Source organism: Streptomyces sp. NPDC005151, assembly GCF_053599875.1.
In genome coordinates this window covers 19,887-39,910 of the sequence record NZ_JBSFYR010000045.1, presented here as the reverse complement: position 1 = coordinate 39,910, position 20,024 = coordinate 19,887, and the positions used below count along the sequence as shown (strand labels likewise).

At 68.3% G+C, this 20,024-nt stretch carries 16 protein-coding genes; 6 read left to right on the top strand and 10 right to left on the bottom strand.

The features are described 5' to 3' along the window. Positions 1 to 345: 345 nt before the first annotated feature. The 9 genes from ACWD6R_RS23285 to eccE form a co-directional block, all read right to left on the bottom strand. Positions 346 to 1,341, bottom strand: coding sequence for an oligopeptide/dipeptide ABC transporter ATP-binding protein (locus ACWD6R_RS23285; RefSeq protein ID WP_451820458.1), 996 nt, complete (start codon positions 1,339 to 1,341; stop codon positions 346 to 348). Continuing rightward, positions 1,338 to 2,366, bottom strand: coding sequence for an ABC transporter ATP-binding protein (locus ACWD6R_RS23280; RefSeq protein WP_451820457.1), 1,029 nt, complete (start codon positions 2,364 to 2,366; stop codon positions 1,338 to 1,340). Before ACWD6R_RS23280 ends, ACWD6R_RS23285 begins: the two co-directional genes overlap by 4 nt. Next, on the bottom strand, positions 2,363 to 3,298 hold the full coding sequence (locus ACWD6R_RS23275) for an ABC transporter permease (RefSeq protein ID WP_451820456.1): 936 nt from the start codon (positions 3,296 to 3,298) through the stop codon (positions 2,363 to 2,365). The genes ACWD6R_RS23280 and ACWD6R_RS23275 overlap by 4 nt, the downstream gene beginning before the upstream one ends. Further along, complete coding sequence (locus tag ACWD6R_RS23270; RefSeq protein ID WP_451820455.1) at positions 3,295 to 4,377, bottom strand: ABC transporter permease; 1,083 nt, start codon at positions 4,375 to 4,377, stop codon at positions 3,295 to 3,297. Before ACWD6R_RS23270 ends, ACWD6R_RS23275 begins: the two co-directional genes overlap by 4 nt. Positions 4,378 to 4,471: 94 nt before the next feature. Beyond that, positions 4,472 to 6,349: an ABC transporter substrate-binding protein gene (locus ACWD6R_RS23265; RefSeq protein WP_451820454.1), complete on the bottom strand. Its 1,878-nt coding sequence runs from the start codon at positions 6,347 to 6,349 to the stop codon at positions 4,472 to 4,474. A gap of 197 nt (positions 6,350 to 6,546) precedes the next feature. Beyond that, positions 6,547 to 9,213, bottom strand: a complete 2,667-nt coding sequence (locus ACWD6R_RS23260; RefSeq protein ID WP_451820453.1) for an SCO5717 family growth-regulating ATPase — start codon at positions 9,211 to 9,213, stop codon at positions 6,547 to 6,549. 327 nt (positions 9,214 to 9,540) lie between these two features. Further along, positions 9,541 to 9,774 (bottom strand): DUF397 domain-containing protein, encoded by a 234-nt coding sequence (locus ACWD6R_RS23255; RefSeq protein ID WP_327272584.1) that lies wholly within the window; start codon positions 9,772 to 9,774, stop codon positions 9,541 to 9,543. Between the two features lie 85 nt (positions 9,775 to 9,859). Beyond that, on the bottom strand, positions 9,860 to 10,570 hold the full coding sequence (locus ACWD6R_RS23250; RefSeq protein WP_451820452.1) for a hypothetical protein: 711 nt from the start codon (positions 10,568 to 10,570) through the stop codon (positions 9,860 to 9,862). Continuing rightward, complete coding sequence (gene eccE, locus ACWD6R_RS23245) at positions 10,567 to 11,907, bottom strand: type VII secretion protein EccE (protein WP_451820451.1); 1,341 nt, start codon at positions 11,905 to 11,907, stop codon at positions 10,567 to 10,569. Before eccE ends, ACWD6R_RS23250 begins: the two co-directional genes overlap by 4 nt. A gap of 185 nt (positions 11,908 to 12,092) precedes the next feature. Here eccE and eccB point away from each other — a divergent pair, with 185 nt between their 5' ends. From eccB to ACWD6R_RS23215, 6 genes are all read left to right on the top strand, one after another. Continuing rightward, positions 12,093 to 13,625: a type VII secretion protein EccB gene (eccB, locus tag ACWD6R_RS23240; protein WP_451820450.1), complete on the top strand. Its 1,533-nt coding sequence runs from the start codon at positions 12,093 to 12,095 to the stop codon at positions 13,623 to 13,625. Positions 13,626 to 13,638: 13 nt separating this feature from the next. Then, positions 13,639 to 14,895: a type VII secretion-associated serine protease mycosin gene (gene mycP, locus ACWD6R_RS23235; protein ID WP_451820449.1), complete on the top strand. Its 1,257-nt coding sequence runs from the start codon at positions 13,639 to 13,641 to the stop codon at positions 14,893 to 14,895. 189 nt (positions 14,896 to 15,084) lie between these two features. After that, a complete protein-coding gene (locus ACWD6R_RS23230; protein WP_451820448.1) occupies positions 15,085 to 15,540 on the top strand; it encodes a hypothetical protein in 456 nt (151 codons plus the stop codon). A gap of 1,779 nt (positions 15,541 to 17,319) precedes the next feature. After that, positions 17,320 to 18,576, top strand: a complete 1,257-nt coding sequence (locus tag ACWD6R_RS23225) for a S8 family serine peptidase (protein WP_451820447.1) — start codon at positions 17,320 to 17,322, stop codon at positions 18,574 to 18,576. A 79-nt stretch (positions 18,577 to 18,655) separates the two neighbouring features. Further along, positions 18,656 to 19,015: a WXG100 family type VII secretion target gene (locus ACWD6R_RS23220; protein WP_451820446.1), complete on the top strand. Its 360-nt coding sequence runs from the start codon at positions 18,656 to 18,658 to the stop codon at positions 19,013 to 19,015. 64 nt (positions 19,016 to 19,079) lie between these two features. Next, complete coding sequence (locus ACWD6R_RS23215) at positions 19,080 to 19,382, top strand: WXG100 family type VII secretion target (RefSeq protein WP_451820445.1); 303 nt, start codon at positions 19,080 to 19,082, stop codon at positions 19,380 to 19,382. 188 nt (positions 19,383 to 19,570) lie between these two features. Here ACWD6R_RS23215 and ACWD6R_RS23210 read toward each other — a convergent pair whose 3' ends face one another. After that, positions 19,571 to 19,897: a hypothetical protein gene (locus ACWD6R_RS23210; RefSeq protein WP_451820444.1), complete on the bottom strand. Its 327-nt coding sequence runs from the start codon at positions 19,895 to 19,897 to the stop codon at positions 19,571 to 19,573. Positions 19,898 to 20,024 lie beyond the last annotated feature (127 nt).

Sequence of the window (20,024 nt, the reverse complement as noted above, 5' to 3'; positions counted from 1 at the left end):
GGCAGTGGGAGAAGGAGCGGTGTCTGGGGCCTTCGAATCCAAGGCGGAGGAGGGAGCGATGGCGAATGGGGCCTCCCCTGCTCGAGCGGAGCCGAGAGCTTGGGGAACATCGCAACTGACGACAACGCGGGAGGCGGAGGCCCCAGGCGCTGCGACGCCGCTGCCCATCGTGGGTGAGGTCGTTACGGCCTCCCCCGCGATAGGGAGTGGGCTCCCGACGCCCTGCGACTCCGCTTGCGGCGTTGTCGTCAGTCACCGACGCTCCGCGTCGATTCCGTCCTCCGCCGTGCCATCGAAGCCGCATGACGCCGCTCGCTGATCCACTCCCCATCGTGGGGGAGGCCGTTACATCTCCACGCCCGCCATCGCCTGCGCCCAGTGGCACGCCACCTGCGTCTCCCCGCTGCCCGCGAGCACCGGAAGATCCTTCGTACGGCAGGCATCCGCCACCCCCGCCCGCTCGGCCTCGCCCGACGCGAGGACCTGGCAGCGGGCATGGAACCGGCAGCCGGACGGCACCTTGGCCGGGTCCGGCGGCTCGCCCGTGAGGATCACCGGATCGCCCTCGGCCTCAGGCAGCACCGACAGCAGTGCCTGGGTGTACGGATGCTGCGGAGCCGTGAGGATCTGCTCGACCTCGCCCGTCTCCACGATCCGGCCGAGATACATCACCGCGACCCGGTCGGCGATGTTCCACGCCAGCCCCAGGTCGTGCGTGACCACCAGTGCGGACAGTCCCAGTTCGTCCCTCAGCCGCAGCAGCAGGGCCAGGATCTCACCGCGCACCGAGGCGTCGAGCGAGGCCACGGGTTCGTCGGCAACGATGAGTTCCGGTTCCAGGACGAGGGCGCCCGCGATCACGACGCGCTGGCGCTGACCGCCCGACAGCTCGTGCGGATAGCGCAGGAAGAACCGCTCGGGAGGCCGCAGCCCCGCCCGCGACAGCGCCTCCGCGACCGCCGCCCGCTCATCACCCGCGTACCCGTGGATCCGCAGCCCCTCCGCGACCGCGTCGTACACCGTGTGCCGCGGGTTGAGCGAGCCGCTGGGGTCCTGCAGTACGAGCTGGACGCGCTTGCGGTACGCCTTCAGGGCACGGCCCGAGTAGTCGAGCGGTTTGCCGCCGAACGTGACCCGGCCGGACGTCGGGGGGACGAGCCCCAGCAGGGAGCGCGCCAGCGTCGTCTTGCCGCACCCGGACTCGCCGACCAGCGCGACGATCTCGCCGGGCCGGATGTCCAGGTCGACACCGTCCACCGCGCGCGCCGTCGCGGCTCCGCGCCGGCCGGGGAAGGCGACCTTCAGTTCCTCCGCGCTCAGCAGGGGAGTGGGGGTGGTCATGTTGTGCTCCTTGCTTCCTCGGCACCCTGCCGCGGCGCGGCGCCGGCCGCCCCCGGCTCCACCAGCACACAGGCGGCCCGCCGCAGGGAACCCGACTCCCGCAGCTCCTGGTCCTGCGTGGTGCAGGAGTCCAGCGCTACCGGACAGCGCGGATGGAACGTGCAGCCGGCGGGCAGCGCCGACGGGTCAGGCGGATCGCCGGGCAGCCCGCGGGGCGCGAACCGGGACGCCGGGTCGCCGATGCGCGGGAACGCGCCGGACAGGGCCTTGCTGTACGGATGGTGCGCGTCCTCGTAGACCGCGGACGCCGGGCCCTCCTCCACGACCCGGCCCGCGTACATCACCGCGAGCCGGTCACAGGTGTCGGAGAGCACGGCCAGGTCATGGCTGATCATGATCAGACCCAGGTCCTGTTCGGACACCAGCTGCTCGATCAGACGCAGGATCTGCGCCTGGATCATCACATCGAGCGCGGTCGTCGGCTCGTCGGCGATGATCAGACCCGGGTCGCAGGCGAGCGCCATCGCGATCATCACGCGCTGCCGCTGCCCGCCGGAGAGCTCGTGCGGATAGGCGTCGGCCCGGGCGGCCGGCAGCCCCACCTGCTCCAGGAGTTCGCCGACCTTCTTCTTCGCCCCGGACGGCGTGGCCTTCCTGTGCAGCAGGATCGGCTCGGCGATCTGGTCCCCGATGCGGTGCACGGCATTCAGCGAATGCATCGCGCCCTGGAACACGATCGAGGCGCCTGCCCAGCGCACTGCCCTGACCTGGCCCCACTTCATGGTGAGGACGTCCTCGCTGTTCAGCAGGATCTGGCCGGAGACCTTCGTCCCGGCGGGCAGCAACCGCAGCAGGGCCAGCGCCAGCGTGGATTTGCCGCAGCCCGACTCCCCGGCGATGCCGAGCTTCTGGCCCGCGTCGACGGTGAGGTTCACGCCGCGGACCGCGCGGGCACCGCCGGCGTACGTGACCGAGAGGTCGCGGACGTCCAGCAGGGGCGCTTTCTGCGTACTCGGTGTATTCAACGGGCCACCCCCAGCCTGGGGTTGAGGACGGACTCGATCGCGCGGCCGCACAGAGTGAACGACAGGGCCACCAGGGCGATGGCGACACCGGGCGGTGCCAGGTACCACCAGTCGCCCGCGCTCACCGCGCCAGCCTCACGTGCGTCCTGGAGCATGCCGCCCCAGGAGGTGATGGTCGGGTCGCCGAGGCCGAGGAAGGCGAGCGTGGCCTCGGTGAGGATCGCGCTGGAGATCACGAGTGTGGTCTGCGCAAGCACCAGCGGCATCACGTTCGGCAGCACATGGCGGGTCATGATGTGCCCGTGCCCGCCGCCCAGCGCGCGGGCGCGCTCGATGTACGGGCGTGACTCCACGGCGAGCGTCTGGGCACGGACGAGCCGGGCCGTGATCGGCCAGGTCGTGACGCCGATCGCGATGATGATCGTCCAGATGGAGCGGTTCATCACGGTGGCGAGCGCGATCGCGAGAACCAGGGTCGGCATCACCAGGAACCAGTCGGTGACGCGCATCAGAACCGTCGCGTACCAGCCGTGGAAGTGGCCCGCGACGATCCCGACCACCGTGCCGATCGCCACGCACAGGAACGCGGCGAGCAGCCCCACGGTCAGCGAGACGCGCGCGCCCCACACCAGGAGTGCCAGGACGCTGCGTCCGAACTGGTCGGTACCGAGCGGGAATTCTCCGCTGGGCGATTCGAGGGCGCCGCCCGGTGCGGCGGTGACGCTCTGCGAATCGGCGCCGGCCAGCGTGGGCGCGAACACGGCGATCAGCGCGATCAGGATGAGCCCGGCCAGCCCCCACAGGCCGCCCCGGTGTGTGCGGTACTCCCGCCAGAAGCGGGCCAGGGACTGGCGCTTACGGGCCCGGGCCAGGGCGCGCGGGTTCGTGGTCGCGCCCGCTTCGTTCTGCACGGGCAATGGTTCGGTCGTCATCGGCCCACCCGGGGATCGAGCAGCGGATACAGCACGTCGGCGAGGGTGTTCGCCAGGATCACCGCAGTGGCGAAGACGAAGAACAGCCCTTGGACGAGGGGAAGGTCGGGAACGCTCAGCCCCTGGTAGAAGAGACCGCCGAGACCAGGCCAGGAGAACACCGTCTCGACCAGGATCTGGCCCGCCACCACATGCCCCAGGTTCACGAACATCAGTGTGAATGTCGGCAGCATCGCGTTCGGGACGGCGTGCTTGCGCCGTACGACATCGTCACGGAGCCCCTTTGCGCGGGCCGTCGTCAGATAGTCGCTGCCCATCTCGTCGAGGAGCGAGGAACGCATCACGAGGAGCGTCTGCGCATAGCCGACCGCGACCAGTGTGATCACGGGAAGCACCAGGTGATGGGCGACATCGATGACGTAGGCGAAGCCGGTCTCCCCGCCCGACTCCAGGCCCCCCGTCGGGAACATGCCGGGGATTGGGCCGATGCCCACCGAGAAGACGATGATGAGCAGCAGACCGAGCCAGAACGACGGCACCGAGTAGAGCGTGAGCGCGAACGCGGTGTTGAAACGGTCGCTGCGGGAGCCGTTGCGCCAGGCGGTACGGGTGCCCAGCCAGATGCCGAGCGCCGTGTAGAGGACGTATGCCGTTCCGGTGAGCAGCAGCGTTGCCGGGAGGGCCTCGGTGATCTTGTCGATGACGGGGGCGTGGAACTGGAACGAGGTACCGAAGTCCCCGGTCAGGGCGTCACCCACGTAACTCGTGAACTGCTTCCAGAGCGGCTGGTCGAGGCCGAACTGGTGTCTGAGCGATTCCAGCTGCTCGGCGGAGACACGGCGGCCGCCGGTCATCTGCTTCACAGGGTCGCTGGGGATGAGCCGGAAGAGGAAGAAGCTGGTGACCAGAACGGCGAACAGTGAGACGACCGCTCCCGCGATCTTGGCTGTCACGTACTGGAGATAGGCCTTGGTGTTGCGCGCCCGTGGGCCGCGGGCGGCCGACGGCCCGGCCGGAGCCGGGCCGTCGGTGTCCGCATCCGCGTTCTGCACGAGCGCCGGAGTGCTGTCAGCTTTCATGGGGAACTCTCGTTACTCGTGCTGCACTTGGAGGGACCGGCAGGGAGGGTGTCGCGACCCCGTGCTGCCGGTCCCTCTCATCCCGTTCGCGTGATTATTCGCGGTCCTCCGCCGTGGTGCGGCGGCGACGCGTGATGAGGAACCCGCCACCGGCGAGCACCACCACGGCGACGACGATGCCGATGACGACACCGGTGGAGTCGCCACCGCTGTCACTGCCCGAACCGCTCTTGCCGTCGGCCGCCGGAACGGCCGACCACCAACTCCAGTACCCATCCTGGCCGTAGATGTTGCCGGCCGCCTCGGGCATGGTCGTGATGGACTTGATCTGGTCCGTCCGGTACGCCTCGACCGCGTTCGGGTACGCGATGATGTTCATGTACCCGGAGTCGTACAACCACGACTCCATCTGCTTGACGGTGCCCGCCCGCTTGGCCGGGTCGTACTCGGCGAGCTGCTTCTTGTACAGCTCGTCGTACGTCTTGTCGCAGATGAAGTTGTCCGTGGCGGCGCTCTCCTTGGCCTTGGCGGGCAGGGCGGAGCAGGTGTGGATGCCGAGGACGAAGTCCGGGTCCGGGTTGACGGACCAGCCGTCGAACGCGAGGTCGTACTCACCGGCGTACCAGGGCACGGAGACGTTGTCGAGGCAGTCCACCTTCAGCCCGATGCCGAGCTTGCCCCACCACTCCTTGAGGTACTTGCCGATCGCCTTGTCATTGGGGTCCGTGGCATGGCACAGGATGCGCAGGTCGAGCGGCTTGCCGTCCTTGCCGACACGCTGGTCACCCTTGAGCTTGTAGCCCGCCTGGTCGAGCAGCTTGGCCGCCCGGGCCGGGTCGTACGCCAGCTTCTGGCTGTCGGACGGCTGCCAGAAGTAGTCCCCGTAGCGCGGCGGGATGTACCCCTGGCCCTCGACGGCGTGCCCCTGGAAAACCTTGTCGATGATGGTCTTGCGGTCGACCGAGAGGAAGAGCGCCTGGCGCACCTTCTGGTCGAGCAGGGCCTTGTTGCCGTTGCCGAACTTCTTGCCGTCCTTGGTCTGCGCGCCCGGGTTGGTCGCCAGTGCGAAGAAGCGGCGGCCCGGCCCCTCGTTGACCTTGATGTTCTTGTCGCCCTTGAGGGACGCGGCCTGGGCGGGCGTCAGCGCGGGGGCGCCCGCGACGAATGACACCTCACCCTTGCGCAGCGCGGCGACCGCGGCGTCCTGGTCCTTGTACGTCTTGAAGACCAGCTCGTCGAACTTGGGCGCACCGCGCCAGAAGTTCTTGTTGGCCTTGAGCTTCACATACTGGTCGACCTTGTAGTCGGTCAGGATGAACGGCCCGTTCCCCACGATGGGGAACTTCGTGTCGTTGTTGAACTTCGAGAAGTCCCCGACCTTCTCCCAGACGTGCTGGGGAACGATCGGTACATCGAGCGCGGCCATGGTGGCCTGCGGTTCCTTGAGCTCGATGACCAGCTTGTCCGGGCTGGGTGCCGTGACCTTCCTGAAGTTGGCGACGAAGCTGCCGTTCGCGGTGGCGGCGCCCTCGTCGGTCATCATCTTGTTGAAGGTCCACGCCGCGTCCTCGGCGGTGGCCTGCTGTCCGTCCGACCACTTGGAGTTGGGCCGAATGGTGTACGTCCACGTCAACTTGTCCGCGGACGGCTCCCACTTGGTGGCGAGGCCGGGGATCGTGTGGTTGTCCTTGGCGTCGTAGTTGGTGAGGAAGTCGTACATGAGCCGGTGGACGCTGGTGCTCATGAGCCGCTGAGCGAGGAACGGGCTCAGCGAGTCGACGCTCTGCGCGACCGCGACAGTCAGCGTGGTCTTGCCGTTGTCGGCGGCCTGTGCCTGCTGAGGCGCGGCGCCGAGGGGCATCCCCGGGACGATCGACCCGGCGGCCAGGGCAAGGGCCGCGGCACCGGAAGCCAGAAGGGTACGCAGACGTGAGCGTGGCTGAGCGGAGGGTGGTGGGACTCTTGTGACCATGGACGGGGACCTCGCGTCATGACTCGCACGGAGAAGGCGGCTTGATCTCTGGTTCGCCAGCTGGTGAAGCGAAGGTTTATCAGCGGTGGTCGAGGCGCGTCAACGGTGTGCCAAATGGCGTGTGGGCTGCAGGAATGCGCAGAGGGCCCGCACCGTGGGAACGGTGCGGGCCCTCATTGGTTCAGACCTCTGATGCCTTACTGCTGAGGCGCTGGCGGCAGCTGCGGAGGCTGCTGCTGCCAGCCGTTCTGCTGCCCGCCGGGGCCCGATTGCGGCGGGTAGGGCTGCTGGGTCTGCCGGCCGCCGTACGGCTGCTGAGGCGGGTACGGATGTCCCGGGCCCTGGGGCTGCTGAGGCTGCTGGGGCGGATACGGCTGACCCGGCTGCTGCGGTGCGTACTGCTGCTGACCGGGCACTTGGTGTCCGGGCATCGGCGGAGCGTACTGCGGCGGCGGGTTGCTGCCGTCCGAGGTCCAGAGCCCCTGCTGCTGCTGGGCGCGCGAGAAGTCCTCGGCCACCATCGCGGAGAGGTTGAAGTACGCCTCACGCGTCTTCGGGCGCATCATGTCGAGGTCGACCTCGGCACCGGCCGACAGATGCTCGTCGAACGGCACGACGACCACCCCCCGGCAGCGCGTCTCGAAGTGCTGCACGATGTCATCAACCTTGATCATCTTGCCGGTCTCGCGGACCCCGGAGATGACGGTGATCGACCGCTGCACCAGATCCGCGTACCCGTGCGCCGAGAGCCAGTCCAGTGTGGTGGAGGCGCTGGACGCACCGTCGACCGACGGGGTCGAGATGATGATCAGCTGATCGGCGAGGTCCAGCACTCCGCGCATCGCGCTGTAGAGCAGACCGGTGCCCGAGTCGGTGAGGATGATCGGGTACTGCCGGCCGAGGACGTCGATCGCGCGCCGGTAGTCCTCGTCGTTGAAGGTCGTCGAGACCGCCGGGTCCACGTCGTTGGCGATGATCTCCAGGCCGGACGGCGCCTGCGAGGTGAAGCGGCGGATGTCCATGTACGAGTTGAGGTACGGGATCGCCTGGACCAGGTCACGGATGGTCGCCCCGGTCTCGCGGCGCACCCGGCGGCCGAGCGTGCCGGCGTCCGGGTTGGCGTCGATGGCGAGGATCTTGTCCTGCCGCTCGGTGGCCAGGGTCGAGCCGAGCGCGGTGGTCGTCGTGGTCTTGCCGACGCCGCCCTTGAGGCTGATGACGGCTATCCGATAGCAGGACAGCACGGGTGTACGGATCAGGTCGAGCTTGCGCTGCCGCTCGGCCTCTTCCTTCTTGCTGCCCAGCTTGAAGCGGGATGCAGCGGACGGTGCGCGGCTGCTCTTCGCCTTCTGCTTGCCCCGGACCAGACGGTCGGAGGAGAGCTCGACGGCCGCCGTGTAGCCGAGCGGAGCACCCGGTACGGACCGCTCGCGCTGGTCATGCGTGACCGCCGTCGGCCAGGCCGCCCCGGTCCGCGGATCTACGGGCGGTCCCTGCGGCGGATGTTGCTGCTGGGGCTGTTGCTGCGGCAGCTGCTGATGGGAGGGCGGCTGCGGGGCGACCGGCGCGGGCAGGTGGGGAGCGCCCTGGACCGGCGGCTGGGGCGCCTGGGGCGGCTGGAGCGCCTGGTGGGGCTGGGGCGGCTGGTGGGGCTGGAGCGCCTGGTGGGGCTGGGGCCGCTGGTGGGGCTGGAGCGCCTGCGGGAATCCGTAACCGTCCTGTGGTGCCTCCTGCTGTGCGGACCACTGGGGTGCCTGCGGTGAGGGGGGGAATCCGTAACTGCCCTGCTGCGGTGGTGATGCCTGAGCGGGCGGCTGCGGTGCGGGCAGCTGGGCGGGCTGCGGGAACTGCGGTGCCTGGGGCGCCTGCGGTGTCTGGACAGCGTTCGGGAATCCGTAACCACTGGGCGCCTCGCTCGCCGGAGCGGGAGCCGGAGCTGTCGCGGGCCACTGCGGCGCCGGCTGGGGCGCGTTGGGCTGCGGAGTGGCGGGCTGGAATGCGGGCGGCAGCGGCGGCAGACCGCCTTGCGCGGGCGGCGCCGGGGTCCACGGTGTCGGTGCGGCCGGGGACGTGGCGTCCTGAGGTGCCGGAGCCGGAGCGGCGGGCGGCGTGGCGTCCTGAGGTGCCGGAGCGGGAGCGGCAGCCGCGGGCACGGAGTCGGCGGGCGCGTCGGACGGAGCGTCGGCGCCGTCATCCGGAGCCTCCTCGGCAACGGAGTCCGTACCGTTGTCGGCCGCCGCGTCGGAAGGCTGTGCGGCATCGGTCCGGCTGGGCTGCTCGGGCTGCTCGGACCGGACGGAATCCGACGGTACGGAATCGGCTCCGGCCGTCACACCCGCGTCCGTACCGACCGGGCCGCCGCCAGGGCCTTCGGAACCGGCACCGGATCCGACCCGCACCCCGTCCGCAGCCGCCTCCCGCTCCGCGATCTCGCGCTTCAGCGCGGCAGGTGAGAACCGCATGGTCGCGCCGCTCTCCACATCATCGCCCCCGAACGGATCCGGCGCACCGTTCCCCGCGCCCTCCGCAGGGGCGGGCGAAGGAGCGGCGGCGGAAGCGACAGGAGGCGTCTGACCCACAGGCGGAACGGGCGCAGGCGCGGGCGGCGCCGGGGTCCAGTCGGGTTCGAAGCCGCCCCCGGCCGGCAGCCCGGGCGCGGACACAGGCGCCCCATGGGGCGGCGGAGGCGGCGCCAGGTGCGTTCCGGCCCCGCCCGACGAGTCCCCCGACGCGTTCTGCGTGTACCAGGCGGGCGGGGTGTAGTCGATGGTGAACTCACCCGTCATCTCGGCGGGCTCCGCGTCGGACGACTCGTCGACGGGCCTGCTCCAGCCCCCTCGGATTTCGTCCCGATCGCCGTTCACTTTGCCTCCTGGTGTGGTCGAGCACCCTTGTGCCGTGGTGGGTGGGGGCGGCCGTTCCCGTATTCCGAACCGCCCGGCTCTCCCCCGGGACACGCATCGCCTGCCCGCAGGTTCTTCTGCCGCGCCCGGACCCACCCTAATCGTCATGGGGCTCGCTCCGGCAGGCCGCTCCGCTCGGCAGAAACTGTCCAGTAGGTCGCGCACCGTCCTCAAGTGCCCCGAGTACGGCAGCGCGCACGGTCCGAAGCGGCCAACTCGGTACATACCCAGGCGTGGTGAGAGGGTGGCCGTCGTGTCCGGACAGCCACCCTCTCACCTGACCCTTGCCTACGTGAGGTCGAACTCACCGTCCCGTGCGCCCAGGACGAAGGCGCGCCACTCGGCCTCCGTGTACCGCAACACGGTCTCCGGTTCCAGTGACGAGCGCATGGCGACTGCACCGCCCGGCAGATGCGCGATCTCGACCCGTTCCTCGACGTTCTCGGTCCCCGGTGCGCTCAGCCACTCCACATCCGAGATGTCGAGAGCGTAGAGCTCTTCCTTTTCCTGCTGGGTGCCCATGTCGGCGTCCCTTCGATCGAACCGTGCCGTTCCCCGGCCATCCTCCCCGGAAGTGGCAGGCCCGGGGTTGCGAACGAAACAGTAGTCAGTCCATCCGGCGAGCAGTGCCCAGCAGGCCGTTCTCGATATCCGTCGCACTGGTCATCACCCAGTGGCGCTCGCGGCCCGCCACCCAGAGCGTGACACCGTCCGCCAGGGTGGGCAGAGCCTCGCTCTCGGCCCGAGTAAGCCCCAGGATCCGGCCGATCTGGTCCGCCTCGGCGGGCGAGACCCGCTGGATACCCACGAGCGTCGAAGCCCGCATCAACCGGGGCGCCACAGGACTCAGATAGGGCAGCAGCGTCAACACCGACTGCCATGGCGAGGACACCACCCGGCCACGGGGCGGGCGCATACCACAGTCGCGCACCACCACCACCGGGCTGCCCACGGTCGCTCCGGTCGGCGGAACCCGGCCCACGTCATGGAGGGAGACGCACTCAAGACCGGCACCCGCGGCTTGCGCCAGAGTGGTCCAGGCCTGGGTGCGCCCGGTCTCGACCGCTACCCGCGCACCCGTAGCCGCCGCGCGCAGCGCCAGCACCTGCGCGGTCCACAGGCCGCCGATCAACAGGACGTCGTACGGCGCCGGGCGGTGGAACCCGATCATCTGCGGGCGCCCCTCGGCATCGCTGCCGATGATCACGCCGTCGTCCCCGACCGGCAAGGACAGCGCGCCCAGGTGCTCCGTCGCCAGGGTGTGCCCCGCGTGGCGAGGGCCGCGCAGTCCCCGCCTCCGCTCGGTGCGATTCGTCACTGTGCGCCTCCCAGCGGGAGCGTCGCCAGCACGCCCGGCAGCTGCTCGCGGTCCAGTCGCACCAGGCCGACCTTGGCGTGCCGTGCGGCTTGCTCCAATGTCCTTCGCACCCCGACCAGTTCGGTATCGGAGCCGCCGGTGATCCGTACGTGACCGGACACGGACACATCGCCCTGGTGTGAACCGCGTCGCACCGTCAGGCTGAAGGTCGTCGCATACGCGGGGACCGAGGTCAGCAGCGATACGAGGCGCGGGAGAGGAGTCGCCCCTCGGCCCAACTCGGGCCAGCGGTCCACCGCATAGGCGGTGTGCCAACGGTCGTCGCACCGCCAGACCCTCGATGTCTCCATCGTCCGCCGCTGCGGCGCGGCATCCCGGCGTCCGGCGCGGGCCGACAGGATGGGATTGGCGCACGCGGATGTCGCCACGGCGGAGTGCAGCTCTTCCTGGTCCAGCACCACGGCCCGGAATCCGGCGCCGGTGATCCGGCTCGCCACATGGTCCGCGACCCGAACCAGACAGCGCTGAGCTCCGCCGATTCCGCCCCCGCGCGCCTCGACCGCCTCCCGGCACAGTTCCGGATCCAGTTTCACGGCCACCCAGGTCATCCGCAGCGCGGTCGCCCCGGTCTGCTCCTGAAGGGGGGCGTAGGAGAGCCGCGCCGCCGACTGCTGCGGCAGATGCTGCGCCGGAGCGGGGCGTACCTGCTGCACGAGCTGCGCGGACTCCAGCACGATGTCGTCCACCGAGAGGGCATCGCCCAGGAGGGACAGCGGGAGCGCCCGCACACCGAGCGCCTGGCGGAGCGATTCACCGCTGGCCTCGACCCGTACGACAGCGGTCAGGAACGTGCCGTCCCCGAGCATGCCCACCGTGCGGCGGTCCCGGTCGACGTAGATGTACGGAGCGAATCCCGGCACACTTTCCGCCACCGGCGCCAGCTGCGGCTCCGCATCCGCGGCGGATGCCACGGCGGTCCGCCTGCGATCGCGGAGGGAGAGTGTCGTCGACAGCCAGTCCTGCACGGCGCGGCCCCGGCGACGTACCACCGCGAGGAGCACCAGCAGGCAGGCGACCGCGACTGCGGGCACCAGCCAGGGACCGCCGAGCGCGGCACCCACCGCGGCGACCGCCAGGGCCGCCTCGACGAGCACCATCTGGCGGAGTACGGGACCGAGGCGACCGGTCCGCGAGATCGGCCGCAGAGTCGTCGCCGCAGGGGCGTTCACCGACGGGGTGGGTGCTGCGCCGTCCGGCTCGTTGCCGTGTTGCCTTCGGGAAGGGCTGGACGCTCGATGGGTAGACCGCCCCGTGCGCTCGCGCGTCGCTGCACCCATCGCCGCATTGCCCCCTCGTGTCCCTGTTTACCGTTTCTTTTCACGGGCGTTGACCGGGTGATCACCCTAACCTGAGCAGTGACGGTCAAGCGCCAACAGGCATAGTAGGGGGCCCAGTCGACGACAGTGGCCCACGGCGTGTGTGGGAACCTGGTCGCCCACTGGGGAAAAGGGGCAGCGGACAGATGGCATCACGGCGGGACGAACTCAACGCCTACACCTTCGCGAAGCGGAGGTTGATCGCACAGTTCCTGCAACCCAACCCGACCGGCTCGGAGGAGGGTGCACCGCGCCCCCTGCGTGCGGTGGTGCCCGGTGTGATCGTCGGCGTCGTCATCCTCGCGGTGTTCGGAGCTTGGGGGATGTTCAAGCCCGTAGCACCCCAGAAATGGGACACCCCCTACGAGAATGTCATTATCGCCAGCAAATCCACCACGCGATATGTGGTGTTGAAAACCGATGGCAAGACGCAGCTCCACCCGGTGCTGAACATGTCCTCGGCCAAGCTCCTCCTTGACCCGGACAAGGGCAAGGTCATCAACGTCGACGAATCGGTCCTCGACAACGGCAAGATCCCGCACGGCGCCACCCTTGGTATCCCGTACGCCCCCGACCGGCTGCCGGACAAGGGCGAAGCCGGATCGAAGAAGCGGTGGGCCGTCTGCGAGCGGCCCGGCGAGGGCGGCAGGGCCATCCAGAAGGCGGCGTTCGTCTTCGCGGAGCGCGAGCAGAAGAAGACCGAGGGCGCGGGCCGGCTGCACGGCGGTGAGCTGATGTACGTCGAGGGACCGGGACCGGACAGAACCCGCTACATCGTGGACGCCGCGGGCAAGGCGTACAAGGTGAAGAAGGACGAACTGCTGCTTCGCACCCTGGTCGGCGACGGCCGCGCCCCCCAGCGGGTCTCCTCCGCGTGGCTGGACACCCTGCACACCGGAGACGCGATCGACTTCCCGACCGTCCCCGGAACCCCCCGCGCCGACGCGGGCATCCCGGGGGAGCTGCCGCCCGAGGCGAACAGGGTGGGCATGGTCCTCGCGGCGCCGTCCGGCACCAGGACCCAGCAGTACGTGGTCCTGCGCGGCCGGGTCGCCCCCGTATCGGACTTCGTCGCGAAGCTCCTGCTCAGCAGCCGGGCCCTGGTCAACCTCGGCCAGGACAGCAAGGAGAGGTCTGTCAGCGCAGGAGCGTTCGAGCCCGGCGAGGCTTTCGGGCAGGACATGGACTGGCCCACGAGGGAGCCGAAGCCCGTCAACTCCGCGAGCGCCGCGGCCGGCAGCCGTAACACCGTGTGCAACGTCCTGCGCGGTGTCGCCACGAAGAACGGGGCCGGCACGCTCAGCACGTGGGCGGGCACGAGCTTCCCCGCAACGCTCCCCACCGGCTCCAGCAGCGCCTACGTCACCCCCGGATCCGGACAGCTCTTCCGGCAGTTCAAGGGGTCCAGCGCCGACTCCGGCCCCCTCTTCCTGGTCACCGACACCGGTCTGCGCTATGCCATGCAGTCCAACGGCGACAGCGTGCAGGACGACTCCGGCATCGGCGAATCAGGCACGAAGGAGGAGAGGGCGCAGCGGCAGCAGGAGGCGCAACAAGCGCAGAACCAGCTCGGATACAAGGACGTCGTGCCCGCGCCCATCCCGGCCGCCTGGTCCTCGTTCCTGCCCACGGGACCACGCCTGTCGACTGGCGCGGCCCGTCAGCCGCAGGGTTCCTGAGGAGCGCATCCACATGACGACGCACTCCTCTCCGTACCGGCGTCCGCTGACAGCCGCAGCCGCCACCGCCGTCCTCTTCGTCACGCTGCCCGTACTGCCCGCCGCCGCGGACGACTCAACCCAGTGCACCTTCCCCTCGAAGAAGTACGCGGGCCGCCCCTGGGCGTTGCAGCGTGTCCTGATGGACGAGCTGTGGAAGCAGTCCACCGGCAAGGGGGTACGGGTGGCCGTCATCGACACGGGTGTGGACGTCAAGAACCCTCAGCTCAAGGCGGCCGTGGACGTCAGGAGCGGCCGTAACTTCCTGCGGAAGAACCTCAAGGACGAGAACGGCAGCAAGATCGAGCGCGGCAATGAGAACGGCACCACCGACACGGTCGGTCACGGCACCAAGGTCGCCGGAATCATTGCAGCACGAGAGGCGAAGGGCACCGGCTTCACGGGCCTGGCTCCGGACGCGACGATCATTCCGATTCAGCAGAACGACGCCCAGGGCCACGGAACGGCCGAATCGCTGGCCGCCTCCATCACCTACGCAGCCGACGTCGCCGATGCGGACGTCATCAACATCTCCCAGGACACGGCCAACGCGGTGAAGCCCGCGGGCGTTCTGAAGCAGGCAGTGGACGCCGCCCTGGCCAAGGAGATCGTGATCGTCGCCTCCGCCGGCAACGACGGGCTCGGCGGCAACGTCAAGGAGACCTACCCGGCCTCGTACGACGGTGTCCTGGCCGTGGCCGCGTCGGACCGCAACAACGAACGGGCGGCCTTCTCCCAGTCCGGCAAATTCGTGGGCGTGGCCGCCCCCGGCGTGGACATGATCTCGACGGTGCCCGGCGGCGGACACTGCGCCGACAACGGCACCAGCTTCTCGGCCCCGTACGTCGCAGGAGTCGCCGCCCTCATCAAGGCCAAGCACCAGGGCTGGACGCAGAAGCAGATCGTCGCCCAGATCCAGCAGACGGCGGAACGCTCGGTCGCGGGACACGACCGTCTGGTGGGCTGGGGCGTCGTCGACCCGGTGCGTGCCCTGACGGAGGACGACAAGCCCATCGAACGCCCGGTGGCGAACGAAGGTGTGAGCAAGGGCGAAGCGCCGACACCGGCTGAACTCCACCTGGGCGAAACGGCGGACGAACGCAACGCACGCCTGGCGACCTATGTGGTGGTGGGCGGGGGCGTACTGGTCGCCGCCATAGCGGGTGCGGCCGTGGCCGTGCGCGACATGCGACGACGGTCCGGGCGTCCGGGGCGAATTGGCGGTACCTGACATTGCCGCGGCGATCGGCACTCGGACACGTGGATTGCGTCAATCCGAGAAGTCACGTGATGGACAAGACAGTTGGTCATGTCAGTTCCATTGGCTAGGGTTGATGCTATGAGGCCAGACCTGTTCACGCGGGTGCGATAGCAACGTGAGGCGGTCTGAGTAAACGGGGAATCGGGGAAGGGCAGTATCGTGACCGACGGTACGGATTGGGGAGGCTCGGGGGATCTCCAGCGCGGCGTAGGAGCCCTCGAACAGTTCCAGAAGCGCGTGAACGCGTTGCTGGCGGAATTCGAAGGTTCGGCAGCCGGCAAGTCGAAAATCGCGGCACAGGCGGTGTCGCGCGCCTCCTTGAGCGGTCAGAACGCGTGCTTTGCGGAAGCGGACGGGCTCTACACGCAGTACAACCGCGTCCACGAGTCGCTCGTCACGCTCTCGCAATCGCTGGGCGACCAGATCGAGTACCTGAGCCTCGGCGTGCACGCGGCGGCTGTGGGTTTCGACAACGTGGACGACGACGTGCGGCGGCGGTTCTACGAGATCCAGGTGCGTTTGGACGCTGAGCGCGAGAGGGCGCAGGCCGAGAAGACGGGCAAGCCTGAGCAGAACGCTGACAAGCAGAGCGACTCGGGGTGGGCAGCCGAATGAGCGAACCGAAGAAGCCGGAACTGACTCAGCAGGAACAGCAGGAGCAGGATCAGGCACGCGTCCAGGGCCAGTTGCTCGTCACCGACGTCAACCGGCAGCTCCAGGGCGTCCTGGAGGTATTCGGCTTCGGGAGCTCCGGCTCCTCGGGACGGACCTCGTTCGAGGGCCATGAGCTCAACGCGATGATCGACCTGATGGAGAACTCCAACCCGGAGCACCTCGAGGAGGCGGGTCGGGCGCTCCTGAAGGCAAGGACCGCTATCAGCGACGCCTCGAAGGAACTGGGCGACTTCATCGCGGCTGTCCACTGGGAGGGCGAGTCCGGAACCGCCTTCCGTGACTGGGGCAATGGCTTGGTCGCCCATGCGGACAAGCTGGGTGAGTTCGCGCAGGCGGCCGGCACGCAGATCACGGTCGCGGGGACAGGCCTCGCCTCGGTACGCAACTCACTGCCGCCCCGTGACAGCCGTCTCAGTCGCAAGTCCCCCGACGAGATCGAGGCCCCGAAGCGGATCGAGGGCAACCCGGAGTACGCCGCGGCGGTGAAGGTCGAGAAGGACCGCCAGGAGGCCATCAACCAGGCGAACCGACTGGCGTCGTACTACTCGGTCTCGGAGGAGATGTTAGCGGCGCAGGAGCCGCCGCGGTTCGACAAGCAGCTTGATGTTGCCATGCCGCGGCCGCGGGGGCGCTTTGGAACGCCTCTTGACTCCGGCAACTCATCAGTAGGCTCTGAGGCGGTGGGGAACGGCACGTCACGAGAGAGTTCGGAGCAGGCTGCCACGCGCAGTGCAGCCAGCACGGGTGCCACAGGTACTGGTGGGCAAGCTGCGATCGAGGCGCTCGGAACTGCACCCGTGCTGGACAAAAGCACCTCGACAGAGATCAACAGTGTGGCCACGCCACCGGCTCCAGTGACCGCTCCCAATGCCTCTCCAGCTTCTCCAGCCTCTCCAGCCACAGGTCCTACGGTCCCAGGCGGCGGCCCGACTCCGCCCATGGCGAATGGCTTTGTGAACCCCGCGACAGGTAGCGCGCGGTGGTCCCAGGGATCAGCAGGCGCGCCCAGGGCAGTCGGACAGCCCGGGGGCGGCGCATCCAAAGCCGCGGTTTCCACTGGTAGTGGCCCTGCGGCGAATGGTCGCGCCGGAGCCCCGGTGGGGCGTCCGACTCCCCTGGGCGGAGGTTCGGCCTCAGGCACATCCGGACGCGGCGGCGGGGGCCAGTCCCCTGTTGCCGGCCGGTCCGGTGTGACTGGCGGAAGGCCCGTGGCAGGAGGCCATGCAGGTACATCCGGAACCGCCGGGCCGCGTGCTGGCCGGGCAAGCGGCATCGTAGGTGGAACGCCGCAGCGCGCCACCCCAGGCGCGGGTACGCCTGGGGGAGCCCGTGGTGTTTCGCGCGGCACGGTCATCGGAGCCGGAGGTGCAGCACAAACGCGCGGATCTGCCGGTGGTGCCAACCCACGGGGAGTGATCGGAGCCGGGGGAGCGAGCAGCGCGCCTCGGCCTGGTGGACGAGGCACTCCCAGTTCGAACGGAGTCGTGGGTACGGCTCGTGGTGGTGCTGCCGGATCCGGCGGCGCAAAGGGCTTCACCGCTGGAGGCGCAGGCCTCGTACGTGGACCTGCAGGCCGCAGGGACTCTGACAACGAGGATCAGGATGGCGGCACGCCGCGTCCGGACTACCTGACGGAAGACAGAGAGACGTGGGAGGCCGGACGGCGTGGAGTCGCACCTCCGGTGATCGAGTAGGTACAGGGAAGATTCGGAAGTCAGGATGACAGCAGGAATGAGCCAGACCCGGAAGCGCCGCATGTCTCTCGGATTGCGAGGACGCCTGCTCGGCGCGGTGGTTGTGGCCGCTGCCTGGAGCGTGGGATTCGCAGGGGTGGCTCCCTCCGCAATCGCCGCGGACGTCCAATCGAAGCAGTGGTACCTCAGCGCGATGCAGGCCGAGGAAATGTGGAAAGTTACCACGGGTGAGGGCATAAAGGTTGCTGTCATCGATAGTGGCGTCAACTCATCGACGCCGTCTCTTAAAGGGCAGGTCCTGAAAGGGCTTGACGCCACGGGAGCCGATGGTGATGAGTACGACGACTATCGCGGGCATGGCACCACCATGGCTGAGCTGATTGCTGGAACGGGCAAGGGAGGGGGCCTGCAAGGCCTCGCCCCAGGTGCGAAGATCATCCCGATGCGTATCACCGATACGGAGTTCCAGAATGAGCATTCGGTGAATGCGCATGACTCCGAGGATGCTATCCGAGCTGCGGCGGACAGTGATGCGCAGATCATCAGTATGTCGTTCGGTAGTGACTTTCCAGGCAGAGAAGAACGAGAAGCTGTCAAGTACGCCCAGAGTAAGGGGAAGCTGTTTTTTGCGGGCGTGGGGAACAATGCGGAGGCAAATAACAGAGAGCAATATCCTGCCGCGTACCCGCAGGTCGTTGGCGTCTCCTCAGCTGACCGTGATGGCAAGGTGGCCGAGTATTCCCAAAACGGGAACATCGTAGATATCGCCGCTCCTGGCAATGACATCCCACGTTGGTGCGACACCGCATTTCAAAGCTACTGCGACGGCGATGGCGGAACGAGTGCTGCCACAGCCATCGCATCTGCGTCCGCAGCCCTGGTGTGGTCCGCCCACCCGGACTGGACCGCGAACCAGGTCCTCAATGTGCTCTTCGATACCGCCGGCCGTGACTGGGAGAAGGGCACGCTGAGCAAGTACCTCGGCCACGGCCTGATCCGCCCCTCCATGAACATCCTCAAGGGCAAGGGCAACCCTGGCGCCCCGGACATCAGCCCTCTCACCAAGGAGAAGATGTCCGGTTCTCCGGCCTCATCCGCCCCGTCCGCATCAGCTTCGTCACAGCCCGAGAAGAAAGAAAAGGCTGAGGACACCGTCGTGGCAGGCTCCAGCGCTGAGAAGGACGACAACAGTCAACTGGGCCTGATCCTCGGCGGAGCGGCAGCGGTAATCGTGCTTAGCGGCGGAACCTTCGCGCTCGTCCGTAAGCGCCGCACCGCCTGACTGACCGTAGGTCCTTCACCCGTAGCCACCGGCGAGTACAGCCGGACCGAATAAGGGCACAAGAAAGGAAGCCGAAAACATGGCTGATCAGAAGCTCTCAGATGCCGCTCTCCTCAAGCTGGAGGGCGAGCTCTCCACGCGGTTCGACTCCGTGAAAGGCCAGCTGAAGACGCTGCAGGCGACGATCGACAGCCTGGAAGGCGCTTGGAAGGGCATCGGCGCCGGCGCCTTCAACACGAAGCAGGACGAGATCAACCAGAAGATGGTCAGCATCGCCCATCGGCTCGTCAGGTACCAGGAGGCCATCAAGGCGGCCCGAACCATTTCGGGCAACACCGAAGACGAAGTCAAGCAGGCCCTCCAGGGCGTCGACGTCGTCAGCGGTTACTCGGGTGACGCGGCCGTGGAGGCCAGGACCTCGAACCTCAACAACTTCTGACCTTGCCGCGCCCGTACCACGTACGAGGCCGTCACACCAAACCCAGATAACACGGGAGGACCGCATGCCGAACAACAACGACGGCACGATGGTTGTCACTTACTCGAGCCTGGATCTCGCAGCCAGTGCCATTGACCGGCAGAGCAAGCAGCTCCAAGAGGACCTTGCGTCCATCAAGCGGATGATCGCCAATGTGTCCGAGCTCTGGGTGGGCGAAGCCAAGAGTGCCTATGACCACGCTCAGCACGGCTGGAATGAGGACGCCACGGCGATTCACACCGCCCTGAGCGAGATTTCTCGCAAGGTGCGCGAGGCTGGAATTGCTTACCAGGCCGGCGACAAGCGGGGGAAGGCCAACTTCGAGTAGTTCTCGACAGAACACAGGTCAGGGTGGGCACGCACGGGAGGTGCCCACCCTGACCTGTGTCCCGAACGCCAAGCCGAGTACAGTGCAGCGCCCCGGGCACGAGGTAGGGGCGCTGTCACCGGACCCCGGAGCAGCACCATCCCCGTCTCGGAGGCTCAGCAGGTACGGGGCGAGAGAGCTGATCTCTGTCAACTCGCGGGCGTAATATGGGTGGTTGGCCCCGGCCCCACCAGGTATCCGATGCTTCCCGGGCGCAGGGAAATCAGTTGGGTCGCACGGCCGGGAGTACGCAGCGACATCCGGAACCCGCCGTCCACGGCGGTGACCTGAGCGCTCCCGTCGTCGTGCGCGAGGCCCCACGCGGCGACACGGGCGTCAGGCTCGCCGCTGTCGGTTTCGAACTGCTCGACCACGGCGAAGAGGCGAGGTGCGGTGGCTTCGACGAGGGCGCGGATCTCGTCGGCGAAGCGATCGGGAGGGCCAGTGGGGGAGGAAGGTGACGATACGTTAGCCATGCGAAGTCTCCTGTCGACGGGAGGAGTTGAACCGCATTGATAACGTAGCTTGCATAGGGATAGATGTATCCCTTTCATGGGGAGAGTTTAGTATTCCGTTCGTGTGGGTGACGGATGGAATACCTGC